19 protein-coding genes are annotated in these 21,948 nt (G+C 70.6%); 9 read left to right on the forward strand and 10 right to left on the reverse strand.

All coding sequences use genetic code 11. From position 1 onward, the window contains the following. Window positions 1–67 precede the first annotated feature (67 nt). From ESP57_RS07140 to ESP57_RS07150, 3 genes are read left to right on the forward strand one after another with little or no spacing between them, the layout of a single operon-like run. Window positions 68–625 (forward strand): TetR/AcrR family transcriptional regulator, encoded by a 558-nt coding sequence (locus ESP57_RS07140; RefSeq protein ID WP_129231070.1) that lies wholly within the window; start codon window positions 68–70, stop codon window positions 623–625. A 46-nt stretch (window positions 626–671) separates the two neighbouring features. Beyond that, window positions 672–2,027 (forward strand): FAD-binding oxidoreductase, encoded by a 1,356-nt coding sequence (locus ESP57_RS07145; protein ID WP_129231071.1) that lies wholly within the window; start codon window positions 672–674, stop codon window positions 2,025–2,027. A gap of 32 nt (window positions 2,028–2,059) precedes the next feature. Next, window positions 2,060–3,157, forward strand: coding sequence for a DNA glycosylase AlkZ-like family protein (locus ESP57_RS07150; protein WP_129231072.1), 1,098 nt, complete (start codon window positions 2,060–2,062; stop codon window positions 3,155–3,157). Here ESP57_RS07150 and ESP57_RS07155 read toward each other — a convergent pair. The 6 genes from ESP57_RS07155 to ESP57_RS07180 all read right to left on the reverse strand — a co-directional run bounded on the left by ESP57_RS07155 (window position 3,147) and on the right by ESP57_RS07180 (window position 11,634). Next, window positions 3,147–4,640, reverse strand: a complete 1,494-nt coding sequence (locus ESP57_RS07155) for a sulfatase family protein (protein WP_129231073.1) — start codon at window positions 4,638–4,640, stop codon at window positions 3,147–3,149. The genes ESP57_RS07150 and ESP57_RS07155 overlap by 11 nt on opposite strands. Before the next feature lie 118 nt (window positions 4,641–4,758). Next, window positions 4,759–5,772: an aliphatic sulfonate ABC transporter substrate-binding protein gene (locus tag ESP57_RS07160; protein ID WP_129231074.1), complete on the reverse strand. Its 1,014-nt coding sequence runs from the start codon at window positions 5,770–5,772 to the stop codon at window positions 4,759–4,761. Window positions 5,773–5,832: 60 nt separating this feature from the next. Next, window positions 5,833–6,618 carry an ABC transporter ATP-binding protein gene (locus tag ESP57_RS07165; protein ID WP_115958578.1) on the reverse strand — a complete coding sequence of 262 codons (786 nt, stop codon included), beginning with the start codon at window positions 6,616–6,618 and terminating at the stop codon, window positions 5,833–5,835. Continuing rightward, window positions 6,615–7,430, reverse strand: coding sequence for an ABC transporter permease (locus ESP57_RS07170; RefSeq protein ID WP_056005293.1), 816 nt, complete (start codon window positions 7,428–7,430; stop codon window positions 6,615–6,617). The genes ESP57_RS07165 and ESP57_RS07170 overlap by 4 nt, the downstream gene beginning before the upstream one ends. 72 nt (window positions 7,431–7,502) lie before the next feature. Next, window positions 7,503–8,696, reverse strand: coding sequence for an ROK family transcriptional regulator (locus tag ESP57_RS07175; RefSeq protein WP_199470602.1), 1,194 nt, complete (start codon window positions 8,694–8,696; stop codon window positions 7,503–7,505). A 199-nt stretch (window positions 8,697–8,895) separates the two neighbouring features. Beyond that, window positions 8,896–11,634: a family 20 glycosylhydrolase gene (locus tag ESP57_RS07180; RefSeq protein WP_129231075.1), complete on the reverse strand. Its 2,739-nt coding sequence runs from the start codon at window positions 11,632–11,634 to the stop codon at window positions 8,896–8,898. A gap of 122 nt (window positions 11,635–11,756) precedes the next feature. Between ESP57_RS07180 and ESP57_RS07185 the strand changes: the two genes are divergently transcribed. Then, window positions 11,757–12,053 carry a Dabb family protein gene (locus ESP57_RS07185; RefSeq protein ID WP_056005299.1) on the forward strand — a complete coding sequence of 99 codons (297 nt, stop codon included), beginning with the start codon at window positions 11,757–11,759 and terminating at the stop codon, window positions 12,051–12,053. Window positions 12,054–12,121: 68 nt separating this feature from the next. Beyond that, window positions 12,122–13,054 carry a prenyltransferase/squalene oxidase repeat-containing protein gene (locus tag ESP57_RS07190; protein ID WP_129231076.1) on the forward strand — a complete coding sequence of 311 codons (933 nt, stop codon included), beginning with the start codon at window positions 12,122–12,124 and terminating at the stop codon, window positions 13,052–13,054. A gap of 26 nt (window positions 13,055–13,080) precedes the next feature. Here ESP57_RS07190 and ESP57_RS07195 read toward each other — a convergent pair whose 3' ends face one another. The 4 genes from ESP57_RS07195 to ESP57_RS07210 all read right to left on the reverse strand — a co-directional run bounded on the left by ESP57_RS07195 (window position 13,081) and on the right by ESP57_RS07210 (window position 17,032). Beyond that, entirely contained in the window at window positions 13,081–14,121 is a 1,041-nt protein-coding gene (locus tag ESP57_RS07195; RefSeq protein WP_165877401.1) for a CPBP family intramembrane glutamic endopeptidase, read from the reverse strand. A gap of 53 nt (window positions 14,122–14,174) precedes the next feature. Beyond that, window positions 14,175–15,860, reverse strand: coding sequence for a 3-ketosteroid-delta-1-dehydrogenase (locus tag ESP57_RS07200; protein WP_129231077.1), 1,686 nt, complete (start codon window positions 15,858–15,860; stop codon window positions 14,175–14,177). A gap of 114 nt (window positions 15,861–15,974) precedes the next feature. Then, the gene (locus ESP57_RS07205) at window positions 15,975–16,463 is read right to left on the reverse strand and encodes a GNAT family N-acetyltransferase (protein ID WP_129231078.1); all 489 of its coding nucleotides are present in this window, start codon (window positions 16,461–16,463) and stop codon (window positions 15,975–15,977) included. 53 nt (window positions 16,464–16,516) lie between these two features. Next, window positions 16,517–17,032, reverse strand: a complete 516-nt coding sequence (locus tag ESP57_RS07210) for a MarR family winged helix-turn-helix transcriptional regulator (protein WP_056005308.1) — start codon at window positions 17,030–17,032, stop codon at window positions 16,517–16,519. Window positions 17,033–17,177: 145 nt separating this feature from the next. Here ESP57_RS07210 and ESP57_RS07215 point away from each other — a divergent pair, with 145 nt between their 5' ends. The 4 genes from ESP57_RS07215 (at window position 17,178) to ESP57_RS07230 (ending at window position 21,899) form a co-directional block, all read left to right on the forward strand. Then, complete coding sequence (locus ESP57_RS07215) at window positions 17,178–18,473, forward strand: SufS family cysteine desulfurase (RefSeq protein WP_243648443.1); 1,296 nt, start codon at window positions 17,178–17,180, stop codon at window positions 18,471–18,473. Further along, window positions 18,470–18,928, forward strand: a complete 459-nt coding sequence (gene sufU, locus ESP57_RS07220; protein ID WP_129231079.1) for a Fe-S cluster assembly sulfur transfer protein SufU — start codon at window positions 18,470–18,472, stop codon at window positions 18,926–18,928. The genes ESP57_RS07215 and sufU overlap by 4 nt, the downstream gene beginning before the upstream one ends. 297 nt (window positions 18,929–19,225) lie before the next feature. Next, window positions 19,226–20,689 (forward strand): Gfo/Idh/MocA family protein, encoded by a 1,464-nt coding sequence (locus tag ESP57_RS07225; protein WP_129231080.1) that lies wholly within the window; start codon window positions 19,226–19,228, stop codon window positions 20,687–20,689. A gap of 28 nt (window positions 20,690–20,717) precedes the next feature. After that, window positions 20,718–21,899, forward strand: a complete 1,182-nt coding sequence (locus ESP57_RS07230; RefSeq protein WP_129231081.1) for an NEW3 domain-containing protein — start codon at window positions 20,718–20,720, stop codon at window positions 21,897–21,899. The last annotated feature ends 49 nt before the right edge of the window (window positions 21,900–21,948 follow it).

A 21,948-nucleotide genomic window follows, 5' to 3' on the forward strand; every position in this document is an offset into this window, starting at 1 on the left:
CGAGAATAACCGACATCTGTCGGAGATCTTGCCGCTTCGGGACATCCGGAACTGGCAGAATCCCCCTATGGACGTCAGGGTGGAGCGAACGCGGCGACGCCTGCAGGACGCACTGCTCGAGCTCGCCCGCGAACGGCCGCTCGATGAGATCACCGTCGCCGAGATCACCGTGCGCGCGGGCGTCAATCGCAGCAGCTTCTACCAGCACTACTCCGACAAGGAGACGCTGCTCGCCGACGCCCTCGATGCGGCCGCGGAGGCGGCAGCCGCGATGCTGCCGGATCACTACGAACCGCCGAGCGGTCCGCCGCAGGCGCTCGTCGTCTTCCTGCAGCACGTCGACGAGCACGCCGAGCTCTACCGCTCCGTCTTCGGGCCGACGGGGTCGGCCGCCGTGCTCACCCGGCTCCGCGCACGCATCGACGCGATCGTGCGCGCCGGTTTCGTCTCCGCGGCCGCCGAGGCCTACGACGGGCTGCCGGTCGACATCATCGCCGCCGGCATCACCGGCTCCGCACTCGGCGTCGTGGAGGCGTGGCTCATGCGCGATCCGCGCCCCTCGGTCGAGGTCGGCGCCGGCTGGGTCTGGCGTGCGCTGCTCGGACCGGGGCCCGACTGGGCGTGACGCCGTCGGCGGTCTCCGCTAGGTTGACCCCGACGAAAGGAATGCGATGACCTCCGCATCCGAGCTCCTCTCACTGCGCGCCGAACTGACCGGCACGCTCCTGCTCCCAGACGACGCCGAGTACGACGCCGCCCGCAAGCCGTGGAACCTGAGCGTCGACCAACGGCCCGCCGCGATCGCCGAGCCCGCCGACATCGCCGACGTGCAGGCGATCCTCCGCGCCGCGACCGCGGCAGGGCTCGGGGTGACCGTGCAGCCCAACGGCCACGGCGCGAACGGCGACCTGCGCGGCACCGTGCTCATCCGGCCCACGCGATTCGACTCGGTGGTCGTCGACACGCAGGCCAGGGTGCTGCGCGCCGGCGCCGGCGTGAACTGGGGCCGGGCGCTCGAGCACCTCGACGGCACCGGTCTCGTCGCGCTCGCGGGCTCGAACCCCGAGGTCAACGTCGTTGCGCTCGCGATCGCGGGCGGCCACTCGATGTTCAGCCGCCGGTACGGCATCACGGCCCGCTCGATCATCTCCGTCGAACTCGTCGACGCGGCTGGCGTCGTGCATCGCGTGAGCGACGCCGACGACGCCGAACTCATCTGGGCGCTGCGCGGCGGCGGCGGGCTCTTCGGCATCGTCACCGAGGTCGAACTCGCGCTGTACCCTGGCGACGCGATGTTCGGGGGCGGCCTGACGTTCCCGTCCGAGGCGGCCGAGCCCGTCATCACCGCGGCGCTCGAGCTCGCGCGCGATGAGCCCGAGCTCGGCATCGACGTCGGCATGATGCGCTTCCCCGACGCACCGCAGCTGCCGCCGCACCTGCGAGGCCGCACCGTCGCGACGGTGAACCTCGTGCACGTCGGCGACGAGGCCACCGGGCGAGCGTTCGCCGATCGCATCACCTCGGTCGCCGAGCCGATCGCCGACGCCCTCACGACCTTCACGATCGGCGGGCTCGCCGCCGTCGCGGCCGAACCGGTCGATCCCATGCCGTCGGCCGAGTTCGGCGCCGCGCTCACCGACCTCAACGCCCCGTTCGCACGCGAGTTCATCGACGCGTTCCTGCGCGGAGCCGACCGCGGGCTCATGCGGTGCAGCATCCGCATCCTCGGCGGAGCGATCTCCGACGAGCTCGGCGCCGACCGCGCGGCCGTCGGCGCGACGCAGGCCGACGGCCTCATGAGCTCGGGTGTGCTGCTCTTCGACCCGACGATCGACGTCGGCGCCGCGTTCGCACCGCTCCGCGAACTCGTCGCGAGGCATCCGGGCGGCAACCCCCTGCCGACGTTCCTCAGCTCCGGTGCGACGCTCGCCGACGCCTTCGACCGAGACGTGCTCGACCGCCTCGCCGCCGTCAAGCGGCGCGTCGACCCGGGCGGGGTCATCCGCAGCAACCGCCCGTTGGGCTGATGCCGGTCGGCATCCGTCTGGAGGACGCCCGCATGGAACCGCATCGCCTCGATCGCGCCGAGGCGCGACGCATCGCGATTCGCGCGCAGTTGCTCGACGCTCCTCGACCGACCGGGCTGCTCGACGTCGTACGGCAGCTGACCCTGCTGCAGGTCGACCCGACCGCGGCGATCGCCCCGAATGCCGACCTCGTCGCGTGGAGCCGCCTCGGCGGGGCGTACCGGCCGGGCGACCTCGTGCGCGCCCTCGAACAGGAGCGCACGCTCTTCGAGGTCGACGCGCTCATCCGCCCGATCGAAGACCTCGAGCTGCTCCGTGCCGACATGGCCGCCTGGCCGGTGTGGCAACGGTCGCGCGACTGGCTCGAGCAGAACGAGTCGTTCCGCCGCGACATCCTGAACCGCCTCGCCGACTCCCCCGAACCGCTGCTCTCCCGGGACATGCCCGACACGAGTGCGGTGGCATGGCAGTCGAGCGGATGGACCCACAATCAGAACGTCGGCAGGATGCTCGAGCTCCTCACGCTGCGCGGTGAGGTCGCGATCGCGGCCAGGCGCGGGCGTGAACGGCTCTGGACGCCGGCCGACCGGGTCTATCCCGCCGAGCTGCTCGCAGCCCCCGTGATCCCGGCCGACGAAGCACTGCGACGACGCAACGAGCGCCGCCTGACGGCGCTCGGCATCGCTCGCGAGAAGTCGACGAAGATGCCGCTCGAACCCGTCGACGTCGGCCTCGCCGGCGAGCCGGCGATCGTCGAGGGCGTGCCCGGCGTCTGGCGGGTCGACCCCGCTGCACTCGGCCGGCCGTTCACCGGTCGCACCGCCCTGCTCTCGCCGTTCGACCGGCTGACCTACGACCGCGTGCGCGCGCAGCAGCTCTTCGACTTCGAGTACGTGCTCGAGATGTACAAGCCGGCCGCCGCCCGTCGCTGGGGCTACTTCGCCCTGCCGATCCTCCACGACGACCGGCTCGTCGGCAAGCTCGACGCGAAGGCCGACCGCAAGGCGGGCACGCTCACGGTGCACGCGGTGCATGAAGACGTGCCGTTCAGCCGCGACATCCGCCGCGCCGTCGACGACGAGATCGCGAGCCTCGCCGAATGGCTCGCGGTCGAGGTGGTCACGACCTGACCGATCTACCGGCGACGAGCCGCTCGGGCCGGGACATCGCCCGTTCCGGGGAGGCGAGCCCCGCCGGTCGCGGCTGCGACGGATGCGGCGAGTCGAGCAGCTCGGCCTGCAGCTGCCAGAGCGTGACCTTCAGCTCTTCACGGAGCTCGGCGTATGCCGGGTCGAAGTACACGTTGTTCAACTCTTCGGGATCCGCCGCGAGGTCGTAGAGCTCCCACTCCGGCGGATAGCGGTGAGGTGAGGCGCCGGGCAGGCCGAGGCCGTCGTTGTAGAAGTAGATGAGCTTGTGTCGGTCGGTGCGCACGCCGTAGTGGGCGAAGGCGTGGTGGTTGACGTCGTCGTTCTCGAAGTACCGGTAGTACATGGCGGGTCGGGTCGGGCGCTCGGGCTCGACGGTCAGTTGCGGCCAGAAGCTCGTGCCTTGCATGCGCGGGTGCGGCTCGAGTCCGACGCCGTCGAGGATCGTCTGCGCGAAGTCGACGTTCGTGATGATCTGCTCGAGCGGCTCATCGCGATGCCGGATCCGCGAGGGGCAGCTGATCAGCAGCGGCATCCGGAGGGATTCGTCGTACATGAAGCGCTTGTCGAACCATCCGTGGTCGCCGAGGAAGAACCCCTGGTCGGAGGTGTACATCGTGAGGGTGTCGTCGAACTGGCCACGATCACGGAGCCAGTCGATGACGCGGCCGACGTTGTCGTCGACGGATGCCACGCAGGCGAGGTAGTCCTCCATGTACCGCTGGTACTTCCAGAGCGCGGCCTGCTCGTAGTCGAGCCCTTCGGGCGGGGCCTGCTTCAGGTCGGTGAGCGTGAGGTGGTCGGCGATGCGCATGGCGGCGCGATGCGCGGCCGAGGAGCGCGTGCGGTAGTCGTCGCCGAACGTCGAGGGCACCGGGATCGGCTCCGAGTACATGCCCGTGTGCTTCTCGTCGGGCTCCCACGGCCGGTGCGGCGCCTTGTGGTGGATGAGCAGGCACCACGGCTCGTCGCCCTCGAGGGATTCGAGCCATTCCAGGGAGAGATCGGTGATGACATCCGTGGCGTAGCCCTCGACGATCCGCACGCCGTCTTCGGTGAGGATCTGCGGGTCGAAGTACTCCCCCTGGTCGCGCAGCACCGCCCAGTGGTCGAATCCCTGCGGGTCGTGCCCCGGGCCCTCGCCCATGTGCCACTTGCCGACGATCCCGGTGCGGTAGCCCGACTCGCGCAGTTGCGAGACGAACGTCGGCTGGCTCGCGTCGATCGGCGTCTCGAGGGTCGTGACTCCGTTGACGTGGCTGTAGGTGCCGGTGAGGATGGAGGCCCGGCTCGGCGTGCAGAGCGCGTTCGTGCAGAAGCAGTTGTCGACGCGCACGCCGGCCTCGGCGATCTCGTCGATCCGCGGCGTGCGGTTGACGACGGAGCCGTATGCGCCGATGGCATGCGCTGCGTGGTCGTCGGTCAGGATCAGCAGGATGTTCGGGCGGCGTTCGGTGGAACTCATGGATCTCATTCGTCTCGTGCGTGCAGGGTCGGCCGGGGCATCCGCTGCCCGTGGGCCGTCGCGCGGCGGAGCTGGGGCTCCGCCGCGCGACGGGCGCGGATCCCGGCTGCAGGTCTCCCTACTCGCCGGCCTCCACGAACTGATCGCCGAGGTAGTACTCGGTGGGATCGGTCGGTTCGGTGAGCTTGCCCGCGGTCGTGAAGTACTCGTTCAGGGCGGTCAGCCAGGTAACCACCGTGCCGTCCTCGGTCAGGGCGTCGACCTCGGCCGCGGTCATGTACTTCGCGTTCTCGGCCTCGACCTCGAGTGCCGCGGCATCGATCTTCAGCATCTTCGACGTGAGCTCGATCACCTCGTCGAGGTTCTCGACCCGGTAGTCCATCGCCTCGCGGAGCACGGCGAGCACCTTCGTCGTCGCCTCGGGGTTCTCCTCGACGAACGAGGGGCTGGCGACGAACGCGCTCGGGAACGCGACGTCGTCGATGAAGTCCTCGTTCTCGGCGAGGATCTCGAGATCGGGCACCTGCTCCTGGATCGTGTCGATGAGCGGATACCAGATGCCGGCGGCGTCGACCTGCTTCGACGAGAACGCGGCGACGATGGTCGCGGGGTCCATGGCGACCTTCTCGACGTCGTCGATGGTCATGCCGGCCGAGCGCAGCGCCATGGTGAGGATCATGTCGCCGGACGTGCCCTCGGGCACCGCGACCTTCTTGCCCTTCAGGTCTTCGATCGAGGTGATCCCGGCCTGCGCGATGACTCGGTCGGCGTTGCCGAGGCTGTTGATCGCCGCGACCTTCGCCTGCCCGGATGCCGGGAGCCACATCGCGCCCGGGCCGATGTAGCCGAAGTCGAGGTCGTTGGTGCCGAGCGCCTGGATCTGGAGCGGGCCGTTCGTGAAGACGGGCGTCTCGACCTCGATGCCGTGCTTCTCCCAGAGGTCCTGGTCGTCGGCGATCGCGAGCAGGCTCGCGCCGTTGAAGTCGGCGATGTAGCCGAAGCGCACGTGCTCGAGTGCTTCGGGGGCGTCGGCGGAGCCGCCTGAGGCGCTGGTCGCGCAGCCGGCGAGCGCGAACGCGACGACGGCAGCAGCGGCGGCGAGGATGCCGCGCTTGCGGTGTGAGTGGGTCATGGATCTTCCTTGGTGTCGTGCTGTCGTTCGACAGCGATCGGGGGCCGTGCGGGTGGGGCGTTACGGGTTCTGGTGGTACACCGCGTTCCAGACGCGGTTGCGGAGCGCCGCGAACTCGGGGCTCAGTCGCATCTCCTCCGTGCGCGGGTACGGCAGGTCGACGTCGACGATCTCGAAGATCCGTCCGGGGCGGGCGGCCATCACGACGACGCGGTTGGCGAGGTACACGGCCTCGTCGACGTCGTGCGTGATGAAGACGACGGTGCGCTTGTCGCGGCTCCAGGTGTCGAGCAGTTGCTCCTGCAGCTTCACCCTTGTGAGGGCGTCGAGCGCACCGAACGGCTCGTCCATCAGCAGGATGCTCGGGTTCACCGCATAGGCGCGCGCGATCGCGCACCGCTGCTTCATGCCGCCCGACAGCATCTTGGGCAGCGCGTCGGCGAACTGGCCGAGCCCGACCATGTCGATGAAGTGCTCGGCCTTCTCACGGCGGTCCTTCGCGTTGAGCCCGGCGGTCTTGAGCCCGAACTCGACGTTCTTGCGCACCGTGAGCCACGGGAACAGCGCGTACTGCTGGAAGATCACGCCGCGCTCGGGACCGGGGCCGGTGACGGCGTCGCCGTCGACCAGCGCCTCCCCCGAGCTCGGCATGTCGAGGCCCGCGAGGATGTTCATGAGCGTGGACTTGCCGCATCCCGACGGCCCCACGACGGTGACGAACTCGTTGTCGGCGACATCGAGCGACACGTCGCCGAGTGCGACGAACTCCTCGCCCTTCAGGTCGAACGTCTTGCGCACGTGACGCACCGAGATGCGGGCGTCGGCGAGCTGCGTGGTTGCGGTCATCGGCGTTCCTGCCATCCCGTGAGCTTGTGTTCGGCGAAGAGCAGCACCCGGTCCATCAGGAGGCCGAGGATGCCGATCGTGATGAGGCCGACGAAGATCGTCGGCAGGTCGTAGTAGAGCTGCGCGTTCTGCATCCGGTAGCCGAGGCCCGCCTGGGCGGCGATGAGCTCGGCGGCGACGAGCGTCGCCCAGGCCGCTCCGAGTCCCACGCGCATGCCGACGAGGATGAAGGGCACGGATGCCGGTACGACGACCCTGAGGAAGATGCCGGCGTCCTTCGTGCCGAGCACCCGTGCGGCGTTGATCAGCGTGCGATCCATGTTCACCACGCCCTGGAAGGTCGAGATCACGCAGGCGAAGAAGGCCGCGAGGAAGATGACGAAGATCTTCGGCTCCTCGCCGATGCCGAGCAGCACCAGCGCGAGCGGGATCATCGCGAGCGGCGGGATGGTGCGGAAGAACTGCACCCACGGCTCGATGAGGCCGCGCGCCCAGGCGTACCAGCCCATGAGGAAGCCGACGGGGATCGCGACGAGAGTGCCGAGCGCGAAGCCGATGAGCACGCGGGTGAGGCTCGCGGCGGTGTCGGAGAGCAGGGTGCCGTCGACGAGCAGCTCCCAGCCGCGCACCGCGACCTCTGCGGGAGACGGCAGCCGCAGCCCGGAGGCGGACAGCGCCCACCACAGCAGGATGCCGATGGCGACACTCACGAGGTTCAGGACGAGCATTCGGCGACGCGGCGACCTCCCCTTCTGGGGCGTCGAGCGCTGCGCGGCGGTCTGCCGCACGGTGGCGTCGGTCACAGCGACCATGCGCGACCTCCTCGGTTCAGGGGGGACATCAGCTGTTGCTCCTTCGCAATGGGGTGGTCGCGGGCGCGACGTTCACGCCGACCGGTAGCCGGCCAGCAGGGGGGAATTCTGGAAGATGGCGATGATCGCGCCGATCGCGCCGCCCTCGTCGCCGAGCGCGGCGGTGCGGATCGTCGGCGAGTACTCGCCGACGGGCAGCAGCTCGTAGGCGGTCGTCGCCGCAGCCTGCTCGAGGATCACGTCGGACACGTGCGCCACCTCGCCGCCGATGACGATCTCCGACGGGTTCAGGGCGACCGCGAGCGAACCGAGCACGCGGCCCACCGCCTCACCGGCGTCGCGCAGTACTCCGACGACGAGGGGATCGCCCTTGCCCGCGGCATCCCCGAGTTCGGCGAGTGAGGCGACGGGCGCACCCGCCTCGGTGCAGCGCCGCAGGATCGCGCCGATGGAGGCGACGGTCTCGAGGCAGCCGCGCTTGCCGCAGCGGCAGAGCTCGCCGGTGCCGCCGAGGCTGATGTGGCCGAACTCGCCGGCCAGCCCCGATGCGCCCGTGACGAGCCGGCCGCCGACGACGAGACCGCCGCCGATGCCGTCGGAGAGTCGCAGGTAGAGCAGGTGATCCGCCCCGGCCGCGGTGTCCCAGGTCGCCTCGGCGAGGCCGGCGAGACGCGTGTTGTTGTCGAGGAGCACCGGCGCGTCGAAGCGATCCGCGAACGCCGTGCGCATGAACACCGCGCCGGCACGGCGCGCCTCGGCGACGGGCTCCGACGGCTCGTGCGGCACTCGCGGCGAGAACGGTCCGGGGAATCCGATGCCGACGCCGAGGACGCCCTCGAAGTGCAGCCCGCGCTCGGCGCCCATGCGGTCGACGAGATCGAAGGCGGCGGCGATGCGATCGGCCCACGAGGCGGATGCGTCGTAGCCGACGGCGTCGGAGGCGATCAGGTCGTGCGCGGCGTTCGCGACGACGATCCGCACCCGCCGTCGGCCGAAGTCGACGCCGAGGTACTGGCCGGCCGCAGGGTCGAGCGTGAGCTTCTCGGCGGGCCGGCCGCGGCCGAGGCGCCGCGTCTCGTCGGCCGAGACCGAGATCACGCCGCGCTCGAGGAGCTGCGACGTGATCTCCGAGAGGGTCGTGCGCGAGAGGCCGATGCGCGTGGCGAGCTCGCCGCGCGTCATCGCGCCGTGCTCGCGCAGCACCTGGAGGACCCGGTCTTCATGGGTCCGTCTGACGAGTGCGTGCACTCCGCTGGGCAAGGTCACAACGGAGACGCTACGAGGGCCGATTTTTTCCGTCAACACACCGACATAATTCGGTTCGAAATCCGCCGCTGCGCGGATGAAGGTGCCTCGGGTGATGGGCCGAACAAAGCCGACGACGAAGGGCACTTGGTCGACGACCAAGTGCCCTTCGTTCAGGGGTCGACCGGCAGAACCGATCGCCCGCTCAGCGGATCACGCGTCACCCGCACGACCGCGCCTCGTACGGCACCTGCGAGGTGGTGGAGACGGGAACGCCGTCGATCACGGCGGTCGCCTCGATCGACACCTCGCCGGCCGGCGATTCGGACAAGCGGGTCGAGAAGGCGTGGAACGCGTTCTTGCCGGCCGCCACAGTCTCGAAGGCTTTCGTGCCGTACGGCGACGTGAACGTCACCGCGAGCGGCACGTCTTCGCCGTTCGTCGCCCTGACCGAGAGCACGGCCTTCGACGCGACGCACCTGCTGGTCACGACGGTGTCGAGGTCGAGGCCGGCATCGACCACGGTCACCGAGACCTCGCCCGCCAGGACCGGCTCGCCGCCTCCGACGGTCACCTCGAGCCGGCCGACGTGCGCTCCCGCCGTCTCGAAGCCGCGACCCGAGGTGCCCGCGTAGGCCGAGTTCATCGTCATCGCGGCGATGTCGGTCACGGCGGTGCCGACCAGTGCGACCGGCTGGCGCTGCCCGTCGTCCCACACGAGTTCGGCCGCGACATCCGCTGCCGCCGTGTCGGGCGCGATCACGCGCCATCCGATGTCGACCGTCGACCCGACGGCCGCATCTCCGCCGCCCGCGACGGTGGGGGCGGCATCGACCCGCCAGTCGACCGTCGAGGTCGGGAAGAAGTTGACACCCTGTGCGGTCATGCGCGGGCCCAGTTGTCCGACCCGGTCGATGAACTCCGCGAGCACCTTGCCGTCCTGCGGGGTCCAGCCCGCCTCGGCCGTCGCCAGGAGGCGGGGGAAGGTGTAGAACTGCGCCTGGTCGACGCCGCGGATGAACTCGCCCCAGAACGCCGCCTCGACGCCGAGGATCGACTCCTCGGCGACGCCCGGGATCTGGGTCGCCGGGTTCCAGTTGTACGCGTTCTCGAGCGTGCACGGCCCGCCGCACGCCCACGTGCCGCCGAGCGGCTGGCGGGAGTCCTGCTTCTGCGGCATGTAGGTCTTGTTCGCGGGCGACAGGATCACCTTCGCACCGCGGGTGTCCACCGCGTCGCGCGTGGACGCCCCGTTGCCGGTCCAGAGCTGCACGACCGCGGCATCCTGCGGCAGGTTCGTGCTCGCGTACTCGTTCCATCCCACGACGGTCTTGCCGAGGTCGGCGACCGTCGCGGTGGCGAAGTCGACCATCTCGACGTAGTCCTCGTGCGAGGTGGTGTGCGCCTCGTCACCGCCGATGTGCAGGTACTCGCCCGGCGTGAGCTCGGCGACCTGGCGCAGCACCTCGGTGATGAAGGTGTACGTGTGCTCATTGTCCGCATCGAACGTCGAGATGCCGACCTGGCCGGTGCCCTGGTGCGGAGCGGTGGTCTCACCGGGCAGCGGCTTCGGGTTCGAGCCCGCCGAGTTCAGTTGCGGAATCGCGTGCAGGGCGGCGTTCGTGTGGCCGGGCAGGTCGATCTCGGGGATCACGGTCATGCCGTTCTCGCCCGCGTACTCGACGATCTCGCGGTAGTCCTCCTTCGTGTAGAAGCCGGTGTGTCCGAGCTCGGTGCCCATGAGGGTGCCCGTCGGGCTGTACGTCATCGCGGTCGCGCCGCTGATCGTGGTGAGGGCGTCGTAGTCGATGCCCGAGGGGTTCTCCGCCGGCACGTCCATCGCGATGCGCCAGCCCTGGTCGTCGGTCAGGTGCAGGTGCAGGCGGTTGAGCTTGAGCGGTGCCGCGCTGTCGATCAGTCGCTTGACCTCGTCGACGGTGTAGAAGCTGCGCGCCGTGTCGACCATGAGACCCCGGTGCTCGAAGCGCGGGTAGTCGCTGATCGCCACGAACGGCACCGACCACTCGATGTCGGTGACCTGATCGGACTCGACCCATGCCGGCAGCAGCTGACGCAGCGTCTGCACCCCGTTCAGCGCCCCGGCCGGGGTGTCGGCGGCGAGCTCGATGCCGGCTGCGGTCACATCGAGGGTGTAGCCCTCGGCCTCGTGCCCGGCGGGCGCGTTGCCGGGAGCGACCGAGATCTCGATCGCACGCTCGCCGGCTTCGCCTGGTGCCGCGATCGGCAGCGCGAGTCCGGTACTCGGCCGCATCAGCTCGGCGAGGTACTCGGCCGCGTCGAGAGCGTCACCGGATGCCTCGATCCCGATGTCGTCGGCGAGCACGAACGCACCCTCGGCGCGCTCGAGCGAGACGGGCGCCGGCACGAGGGGCAGTTGCGGCTGGGGCTCGGGCAGCGGCTGGTCGTAGACGCGGAACTCCGAGACCGAGTACCCCCACGTCGACCAGCGCGTCACGCCCTGCATGCGCACGAAGCCGACGGGCTCGTCGACGTCGATGCTGATCTCGTCGATGCGCGGGCAGGTGACCTGCGCGCTGCGCTCGGCCTCGGTCGTCCATGACACGCCGTCGACCGAGGTCTGGATGCGATACGAGCGCGCACACGCGTTCGGCCAGTCGATCACGATGGTTGCGACGTCGGCTGGCTCGGCGAGTTCGAGTTGCAGCCAGCTCGCGTCGACGTACTTCGAGGACCATCGCGTCGAGATGTCGCCGTCATTGACCTGCGTGGGCGCGAATCGCGCTTCGTCGAGCTCGGTCGACGACGCCGTTGCGACAGCCTCGAGGGCGAGGTTCGCCGGCATCGCGGCGAGCGCGGTGGAGCCGGTCGTCGGGGTGGCGGCCGATGTCGGCTCGGTGGCCGAGGCGGCGACCGGCACCGCCGCGAACGCGACGGCGGCCACCGTCACGGCAGCGGCGAGACGGAATCTGGTTGGCATGGAACACTCCTCGTCGAGGCTTCTGGCACGTGCTGCCCAACGCTAGGGAGGGGTATTTTTTCCGTCAACACTCCGTCGGTATTCGGCCGTCACCGACCTCTGCACGGCCCTACAGTGAGGTCATGATCCGTCACACCGTCGCCTTCCGCCTGCGCCACGACTCCGGCTCCGCCGACGAACGCTCGTTCCTCTCCGAAGCCGAGTCGCTCGCCGCGATCCCCGGGGTCGAGCGCTTCGAACAACTCCGTCAGGTGAGCTCGAAGAACGGGTTCTCGTACGGCTTCTCGATGGAGTTCGCCGACCAGGCCGCCTACGACGCCTACAACGTGCACCCCGTGCACGTCGCGTTCGTGCGCGACCGCTGGGTGCCCGAGGTCGAGGACTTCCTCGAGCTCGACTACGTGCCGCTCGACGCCTGAGCCGCCGCGCTGCGAGCGGAGACCCGCCGCCACTGGCGACCGCGCCCGAAGTCCGCGAACATGGGCGAATGGATGTCACCGAATGGCTGCTCGACTCCGATCCGGCGATCCGCTGGCAGGTCATGCGCGACCTGCTCGACGCGCCGCCGGGCGACACCGCCGGCGAGCGCGCCCGCATCGCGACCGGGGGCTGGGGCGCGAGCCTGCTGGCCCTGCAGGCCGAGGACGGCTACTGGGGAGGCCAGGAGTACGGCATCGACGGCGATCGCCGCAGCGTCATGTGGACCCTGCACCTGCTGCGTCGCCTCGGCATCGACCCGGATGCCCCGGAGACCCGTTCCGCGATCGCCCGGGTCCGCGACGGCGTCGTCTGGCGGGAGTGGGGAGACCTGCCGTTCTTCCACGGAGAGGTCGAGGAGTGCGTGAACGGCGGGGTGCTCGCGCTCGCCGCGTACTTCGGTGAACTCGGTGCCGGCAGCGACCGCATCATCGAGCGACTGCTGGCGGAGCAGCTCCCCGACGGCGGCTGGAACTGCGAGCCCGTCGAGGAGTCGCAGCGCTCCTCGTTCGACTCGACCCTGTGCGTGATCGAGGGGCTCGCCGCCTACGAGCGCTCGGTGCCGGGCGCACCGCCCGAGATCGCGGCATCCCGTCGTCTCGGTGAGGAGTACCTGCTCGAACGCGGCCTGTTCCGACGGCGGTCGACCGGCGAGATCGTGCTCCCCCGCTACGCGAACCTCAAATTCCCGCCGTACTGGACCTACGACGTGCTGCGCGCGCTCGACTACTTCCGCTCCGCCCATGACCGGCCCGACCCGCGCGTCGCCGATGCCGTCGAACTCATGGTCGCGCAGCGGGGCGGTGACGGCCGCTGGCTCGCCGGGACCCCATGGAACGGACAGGTGTTCTTCGCCGTCGACGCCTCCGAGGGTGAACCGAGCCGCTGGAACACCTTGCGCGCCCTGCGCGTGCTGCGCTGGTTCGACGGGCGCTCGGTGTAGCCGGGCAGGCCTCGGCCGAGCCGGCGTCAGCCGAGCCGGGCGTCGAGCCGGTCGCGACGGAACTGCCCTGCCGCGACGAGCACCGCGACGACCGCGGCCATCACGGCGCACGTGATGAGTCCGGCGGGTCCCGCCAGCCATGCCGGCGGCACCGGCGAGTCGGCGGCGACGACGAGCGCTCCGAGACCGGCCGCAGCGTTGAACGCCCCGTGGCCGAACACCGCCGGCCACACCGACCCGGTGCGGAGCCTGGTCCAGCCGAGCAGCACGCCGAGCACCATGCAGGCGAGGATCATGAGCAGCACACCACTGACGTCGGTGAGCCCGAAGTTGTAGCCGAGCAGGATCAGCGGCGAGTGCCAGAAGCCCCAGAACGCACCGCTGAGGAGCAGCGCCGGCCACACCCCGAGGGGCCGCAGTGCTGGCAGCAGCCAGCCGCGCCATCCGATCTCCTCGCCGAACGCCAACGGCGCGTTGATGATCGCCCCGATGGGGATCATCACGAGCTGCATCGTGACGAGGAGCATGATCGGCGGGGCGGGCGTGCCGGCGGGGAGCATCGCCTCGAGCTGCTCGGCGAAGCCCGAGAAGCCCACGAGGTCGAAGCGCGCGAGGTCGAGCAGGCCGACCACGGCCAGCCCGGCGGCGATGAGCAGCGGTAGTGCGACGATCGCGACCGCCGACATGCCGAGGGTGCGACCGAGCGGGCGGAGCGGCCACATGCCGAGGTCGCGCAGGATGCCTCGTGCGCCGCGGCGCCCGCGCTGTCGCCGTTCCACGAGGAGCGCCGCGACCGTGGCGATCGCCGGGGTGAGCATCATGGCGGCGGCGATCACCGGCAGCAGCGGGTCGGTCATGCCGAGCCCGCGCACCCAGAGCGGCGAGGCGACGGCCCAGGCGAGCCCGCACGAGACGACCGCGAAGACCGCGACCGCAGCCCAGGGAACGCGGGTCGCCTCGCTGTGCCCGGACTCGGGCGCCGCTTCGCGCGCAGCTCCGGGCGCTGCATCGGGTGTCGCGGCATCGGAGGTCGTCGAGACGGTCGGGTCGGCACGTTCATCGCTCACGCGATCCACGCTAACCACGCGCGCCGCCTCGCGGATCCCCCGTGCGACGGAGTTCAGCGCTGGGAGTCGACGGTTCGCGCCGCCATCGCATGACTCGCGGCGATGTGCCCGTAGACGAGCCCTTGGCCGATCGTGGCGCCGGCGCCCGGATAGCTCTCGCCGAAGACGTTGGCCGCCGCGTTGCCGATCACGTAGAGGCCGCGGATCGGCGCGCCGTCTTCGGCGAGCGCCCGCCCCGCTGCGTCGGCGGTGATGCCGCCGCACGTGCCGAGGTCGGAGAGCACGACGCGCACGGCGTACAGCGACGCCGGGTTCAGCGGTCGGAGGTTCGGGTTCGGCGCGATCGTGGGGTCGCCGTAGTAGCGGTCGTAGGCGCTGGCGCCGCGACCGAAGTCATCGTCGACGCCGGCTGCGGCGAGTTCGTCGAAACGGCGGGCCGTCTCTCCCAGCGCGGCGGTCGGAACGCCCATCCGTTCCGCGAGCTCCGTCCACGAGGAGCCTCGCACGGCGATGCCGTGCTCGTACCAGGCCTTCGGCAGCGACATGCGCGGGAACACCTGGCCGCCGAGCAGGTAGCTGTTGCGATACTCCTGGTCGAACACGAGCCACATGGCGCCGACCGGCCGTCCCTCGCGCTCGCGCTCGAGCACGTCGTGACCGAACGACATGTAGTCCTCGGCCTCGTTGAGGAATCGCGTGCCCGCGCCGTCGACGATGAAGGAGCCGGGCAGCGAGCGCTCGGCGAGCATCACGACGGGACGCTCGCCGGGCAGCGGGGCGATCGCGGGGAACCACCAGGCCTGGTCCATCAGGGCGACGCCCGCGCCGAGTGCCTGCGCGGTGCGGATCGCGTCGCCGGTGTTGCCGTCGCTGCCGAGGCTCCAGTCCTCGAGCGCAGCCGACTGCGCGGTGCGCCGCAGCGCGAGGTCGTGGTCGAACCCGCCGGCGGCGAGCACCACGCCGCGCCGGGCGGTGATCATGATCTCCCGGCCGTCGCGCGTGACGACGGCGCCGACGACGGCCCCGTCACCATCGGTGACGAGTCGCTCGAGGCCCGCCTCCGTCCACACCGGGATGCCGGCGCGGACGACGCCGTCGAAGAGCCCCGCGGCGAGCGCGCGACCTCCTGCGGCGTACTCGCGCCCGATGAGCTTGCCGCCGATGCCCTGGATCGCGCGCTTGATCGCGACGCCGAAGCCGCGCACCGGTGACTTGGCCATGAGGTTCAGCCACTTGTAGTCGGCGCCGGTCACGGGCATCGGGAGCGGCGCCTCCATGACGGCGGGCCGCAGCCGTGCTCGCTCGGCGCCGAGCCGTGCGACGTCGAACGGTCGGCACTCGCAGCTTCGGCCCGCGGGCGAGCCGCCGGGCAGTTCGGGGTGGTAGTCGGAATAGCCCTGGGCCCATGCGAACCGCATGCGCGTCGTGCGCTCGAGCATGCGCACGGTGTCGGCGCCGTGCTCGAGGAAGCTCTCCCAGCGGGGCGCCGGACTCGTTCCGTCGACGACCGCGCTCAGGTACTCGCGGGCCCGCTCGAGCGAGTCCTTCGCGCCGGACGCCTCGAGCACCGGGTTGGCGGGGATCCAGAACGCCCCGCCCGATCGAGCCGTGGAGCCTCCGACGAACGCGGTCTTCTCGACCACGAGCACCTCGGCGCCCTGCTCGTGCGCGGAGAGGGCGGCGGCGAGCCCGGTTCCCGATCCGACCACGAGCAGGTCGATCGTCATGTTCTCGGTCATCTTCGACGCAGCTCCGATTCATCGGCGGACAGTGCAGCCATCCTCGCCGATGTGCACGTCGTGCACAATAGGCACGTCGTGCCACTCACGCCAGCCGCCCGCGGGCGGAGCAGCTCAGAGGAAGAGCTTGAACCCCACGTGGGATGCCGCGAACCCGAGCCGCTCGTAGAAGCGATGCGCGTCGACGCGGCGGGCGTCCGACGTCAGCTGCACGAGCGAGACCGCCTGATCGCGCGCATGGCCGATCGCCCACGCGATCATCGCGGAGCCGAGGCCGAGGCCCCGCAGCTCCTCGGACACGCGCACCGCCTCGATCTGCATCCGTGTCGCCCCACGGCGCGCGAGCCCGGGGATGACGGTGAGCTGCATGGTGCCGACCACCCGGCCGTCGGCGGTCTCGAGCACCGTCAGGGTCTGCGCAGCATCGGCGTCGATGGCCTCGAACGCACGTTGGTAGGGCTCCGCCCCGGTCGGGTCGGGCGTCTCCTCGGCGGCGCGCAGCGAGTCCGCGGCGATCAGCGCGATGAGGGCGGCGAGGTCGCCGCGCCGTGCGCGTCGAAGGATGAACGTGGAACCACCGGCTTCGAGCGTCGCGAACGTCATGCTCTCAACCTCCCACACGATCGGGAGGGCGGATGCCGCGGCATCCGCTGCCGTCACTCCGGGTCTTGCGCGAGCCGCCGCAGCAGGGCGGCGAGCGTCGCCTGCTCCTCGCGGCTGAGGCCGCGGAGTTCCTCGGCCTCGCGCTCCGCGAGCGTGCGCATGGCGGCATCGACGCGGGTGGCGCCCTCGTCGGTCAGCCGCACGAGCACGCTCCGGCCGTCGCGCGGGTTCGGCCGGCGTTCGACGAGGCCTCGGCGCGTGAGGTTGTCGAGCCGGTTCGTCATGGCGGCGCTGCCGATCATGGTCGCCTCGATGAGCTGCGCCGGGCTGAACTCGTGCGGCGGGTCCTCGCGGCGGAGCGCGGCCAGCACGTCGAACTCCCAGACGGCGAGCCCCGCGCCGCTGAAGGCGGCCGCACGCAGCCGCCCGAGGCGATTCGCCACGCGCCGGAGCCGCGACATGACATCGAGCGGTGTCAGGTCGACCCCCGGCAGGCGGTGCGACCAGGCGTCGATCAGCAGGTCGACCTCGTCGTCGCGGTCGCCGCGCTCACTCACGCTCCGGGGCATACCGCCACGGTATCCGAACCGGCGCGCCGAACGCATTCCGGGCGCGTGAGATGACGGATGACCCGTCTCACGGCGATCACCGATCGAAACTGCGTCAGACTGGAAGGGTGCAGGCGACTGCCTGCGCGGCCCGCTGGGAGGAACAGTGACCCTCGATCGAACGACGACCATCGACGGTCTGCTACCGACGGATCTCCGTCGCGACTTCCCGTACCTCGACCAGGAGCTGAACGGGCATCCGCTCGCCTATCTCGACTCCGGCGCGACCGCGCAACGACCGATCGCCGTGCTCGACGCCGAGCGCGCCTACCTCGAGCACGCGAACGCCGCCGTGCACCGGGGCGCGTCCACCCTCGTCGGCACCTCGACGACCGCGTTCGAGGAGGCGCGCGAGACGGTGGCGCGCTTCGTCGGCGCCGGCAGCCGCGAGATCGTCTGGGCCTCGAACGCGACGGACGCGATCAACATGGTCGCCCTCGGCATGGCGGATGCCTCGGCCGGCATCGGCGGGCCGGAGACAGAGATCTTCCGGCTCGGCGCCGGCGACGAGATCGTGGTCACGGAGGCCGAGCACCACGCCGACCTGATCCCGTGGCAGCGCCTCGCGGCGAAGACCGGTGCGACGCTGCGCTTCATCCCCGTGAACGACCACGGCACGTGGTCGATCGACGACGCGGCATCCGTCATCGGACCCCGCACCCGCCTCGTCGCCTTCGGGCACGTCTCGAACGTCACCGGGTTCCTCGCGCCCGCGGCAGAGGTCGTCGAGCTCGCCCACCGCCACGACGCGCTCGTCATGCTCGACGCCTGCCAGTCGGTGCCGCACCGCCCCGTCGACTTCGCCGAGCTCGGCGTCGACTTCGCCGCGTTCTCGGCGCACAAGATGCTCGGCCCGACCGGCATCGGCGTGCTGTACGGCCGGGAGCACCTGCTCGACGCACTGCCGCCCGCGCGAACGGGCGGCTCCACGATCACCACCGTGACGATGGAGTCGGCGTCGTTCCTGCCGGCACCGCAGCGCTTCGAGGCGGGCACGCAGCCGGTCTCGCAGGCGATCGCCCTCGCCGAGGCGGTGCGCTACCTCGACGGCCTCGGCATGCAGCGCGTGCACGCGCACGAGGAGGCGCTCGCCGGGCTGCTCGTCGACGAGACGTCGCGCGTCGCCGGCGTGCGACTCGTCGGCCCGCCGCCCGGCAGCCCCCGTGCTGCGCTCGTGAGCGTCGACGTGCCCGGTGTGCACGCCCACGACGTCGGCCAGTTCCTCGACTCGCAGGGCATCGCCGTGCGAGTCGGCCACCACTGCGCCCAGCCCCTGCACCGGCGGCTCGGACTCCGGGCGACGACGCGCGCGAGCGCCTACGTCTACACGACGGCCGACGAGGTGCGCCGATTCGCGGCGGCGCTCGCCGAGGTGCGCGGCTTCTTCGGGGTCGGCGCATGAGCGACCTCTCGGGCCTGTACCAGGAGCTCATCCTCGACCACTCCAGGCGACGACTCGGCGACGGCGAACTCGCCGAGCCGCACGCGACGCACCACGAGCTGAATCCCACGTGCGGCGACGAGATCACGATGGGCATCCGCCTCGACGCATCCGGCACCGTGCTCGACGAGATCGGTTGGACCGGCGACGGCTGCAGCATCTCGATGGCCTCCGCCTCGGCGCTCACCGAGCTCGCGGCCGGCGCGGAGCTCGAGCGGGTGCGGGAGCTCATCGACGGGTTCCGCACGATGATGCGCTCCCAGGGCGCGGGCGAGGCCGATGAAGAACTGCTCGGCGACGCGATCGCCTTCCACGGCGTCTCGAAGTACGTCATGCGCGTGAAGTGCGCCATGCTCGCGTGGGTCGCGCTCGAGGCGTGCGTCGCCGCGGCGAGCGCCGACGACTCGCGCTCCTGACGGCCGCGCTCGCCGCCGGTGCCGCGAGCGAACGAGCAGGATCCGCTCACGGTGCACCCGCTGGGGTCGGGCCTATCTTCGCCCGCTCTCCCCCAGATCAGGCTGCCTTTCCGCGCGCCGCGCCACGTCGTTCGCTCAGCAGTACCCGGCCACATCCTCCGATCGGCACGCACCCTGACTGATCAATAATGATCGAATAGCGCAATCTTCGATCAACTCTTGACACGAATCGATCAGGCCAGCAAGGTATGGGATTACCGAGCTTCACCGAGTTCCCTGACCGACTTGGAGAGTGTCATGACGCGTTTTCTCACCACCCCCCGCCCCACGGAGGAGCCGATCATCGCGGATCGGGATCCGGGGGCATTCGGCTTCAGCCGGCGAAACCTCCTCGGCGGACTCCTCGCCGGCGTCGCCGTCACCGCCGTAGTCCCCTCGGTCGCCAACGCGGCGATCATCCCCGCCAGGAAGGGCGGCGCGACCTCGATGGCGAACGAGCCCTTCGAGGCCGTCGACGTCGTCAAGATCGGCCTCATCGGCCTCGGCAACCGCGGCATGGGCATGCTGAACGGATGGGTCGACGTGCCAGGCACCGCCGTCACGGCGGTGTGCGACATCCGTGCCGATCGCGCAACGACCGCGGCCGACCGGGTCGCCGGCAAGGGCAAGCCGCGACCTCGCGAGTACGGCGGCAGCGACGAGTCCTTCCAGAAGATGCTCGACACCGAAGAGCTCGACCTCGTGTACGTCGCGACGCCGTGGGAGTTCCATCACGCGCACGGCAAGGCCGCCCTGCTCGCGGGAGCCCACGCGGCCATCGAGCTGCCGATCGCGACCGAGCTCGACGAGCTCTGGGACCTCGTCGACACTTCCGAACGCACACGCAAGCACCTGTTCCTCGCCGAGAACTGCTCGTACGGGCGCAACGAGCTCACGATGCTGAAGATGGCGCACGAGGGCGTCTTCGGCGACGTCACGAGCGGACACGGCGGCTACCTGCACGACCTCCGCTCCCTGCTGTTCGCCGACGGCTACTACACCGACGACTGGCGTCGCCTCTGGCACACCCGCAGCACGGCGAGCTTCTACCCCATGCACGGGCTCGCCCCGATCGCCGCGGCCATGGACATCAACCGGGGCGACCGCCTCGAGACGTTGACCGCGACGGCGACCGCGGCGCGCGGCCTCGCCGACTACCGCGAGCGCTTCGTTCCGCGCGACCACCGCTCGTGGAAGGAGGAGTACATCAACGGCGACCTCGTGACGTGCATGATCACGACGGCGAACGGCCGCACGATCCGCGCCGAGCACAACGTCAGCCAACCCCGACCGTACAGCCGCATCAACACGCTCGAGGGCAGCCGCGGCATCTTCGAGGACTACGTCGGCGCGGACTCGACGGGTGCCCGCATCTACGCGGAGCCGTACCACGGCGGCGACACCTGGCGCGGGGCGAGCGCGATGCGCACGGAGTTCGACCACTGGCTCTGGAAGGACCTCGAGGGTCCGGCCGCCGGCGGCGGCCACGGCGGCATGGACTACATCCTGCAGTGGCGGATCGTGCAGCAGATGCGCTCAGGCCTCGTGCCCGACATCGACGTCTACGATTCCGCCGCCTGGTGCGCACCCGTACCACTGAGCGTGATGTCGCTCGACAAGGGCGGCAAGCCGGTCGAGGTGCCCGACTTCACGCGCGGCGAGTGGAAGAAGCTGCGCCTCGGGCTCGATTCCACGCGATCCGCCATGCCCGCCGTCGTCTGATCGATCAGCTGAGAGGAAGAACATGTCCATGAAGTTCCTTCGCCGGGCCGCCGTCGCCGGCGTGCTCGTGCTCGCGGCATCCACCTGGTCGACCGCGGCGGGTGCCTTCGCCGAGGAGTCGCCGGCGACAACGCAGTCGCCCGTTTCCACCGAAGCTCCGTCAACCGGGGCGCCGCAGACCGAAGCGCCCGAATCGGATGCCCCGGCCACCGAAGCGCCCGAGACGGATGCGCCGGCCGCCGAAACGCCCGAGTCGGCCGCTCCCGCGCCGGAGTCGTCGAAGCCGAGCGACACCGCACCCGAGGCATCCGACGCCGCCGAGCCCGCACCCGAGATCACCGTCACGGTTCCGGAGGTCGGTCTCGACGGGCCGACGATCGCCGACGTCGAGATCACGGTGTCGAACGATTCGGCGCAGAAGATGAGCTCGGTCGCCGTCTCGTTCGCCGGCCCGGTCGGCTGGCAGGTCGTCCCGTCGAGCCAGAAGCTCGACGCGATCAAGCCCGGCCGCGAGCAGACCGCGACGTTCCAGATCCGCATCCCCGAGAAGCGCCCCGGCTTCGCGCTGCGCATCTTCACCGCGACGGTCACGTACAAGGGCGGTGACGGTGCCGGAAGCGCGACCGGCATCCGTGCGATGCCGACCAGCCCGCCGACCGATTCGCTCGCCGCGCTCTACAACAACGTGGGCATCACGGCCCTGTCGCAGACGACCGCCGGCAACTTCGACGGCGAGGGCAACACGTTCTCGGCGGAGCAGCTCGCCGCGGTGGGCGCAGCGCCGGGAGCGACGCTCGAGGCGCTCGGCGCCACGCTGACGATGCCGGCGTCCCAGCCGGGCACCGCCGACAACGTGACGGCGGCCGGGCAGGCGCTCCGCATCAGCGGGCAGGGTCAGCGCCTCGTCTTCCTCGGCTCCGGATCGAGCCTCGGCGCGACCGGCACGGCGACCGTCTTCTACACCGACGGCACGACGAGCTCGGGCGCGATCGGATTCCCGAACTGGTCGTTCCACGACGAGAATGCGCACGGCGCCGAACTCGCGATCTCGACGAACGGCCGCAACCGACCGAGCGGCTACGGCGATGCCGCCTACCAGTACCGCATGTTCGCGCACTCGGTGCCGCTGACGGCGGGCAAGACGGTCGACTTCGTCGTACTGCCCACGAACGCGACGATGCACATCTTCTCGATCGCGGTCGCTCCCTGACCCGTTCGCGTTGAACGATTCGCGCCCGGCCGATCGCATCGGCCGGGCG

Origin of the sequence: Agromyces fucosus (assembly GCF_004134865.1) — a bacterium.
Taxonomy (GTDB): domain Bacteria; phylum Actinomycetota; class Actinomycetes; order Actinomycetales; family Microbacteriaceae; genus Agromyces; species Agromyces fucosus.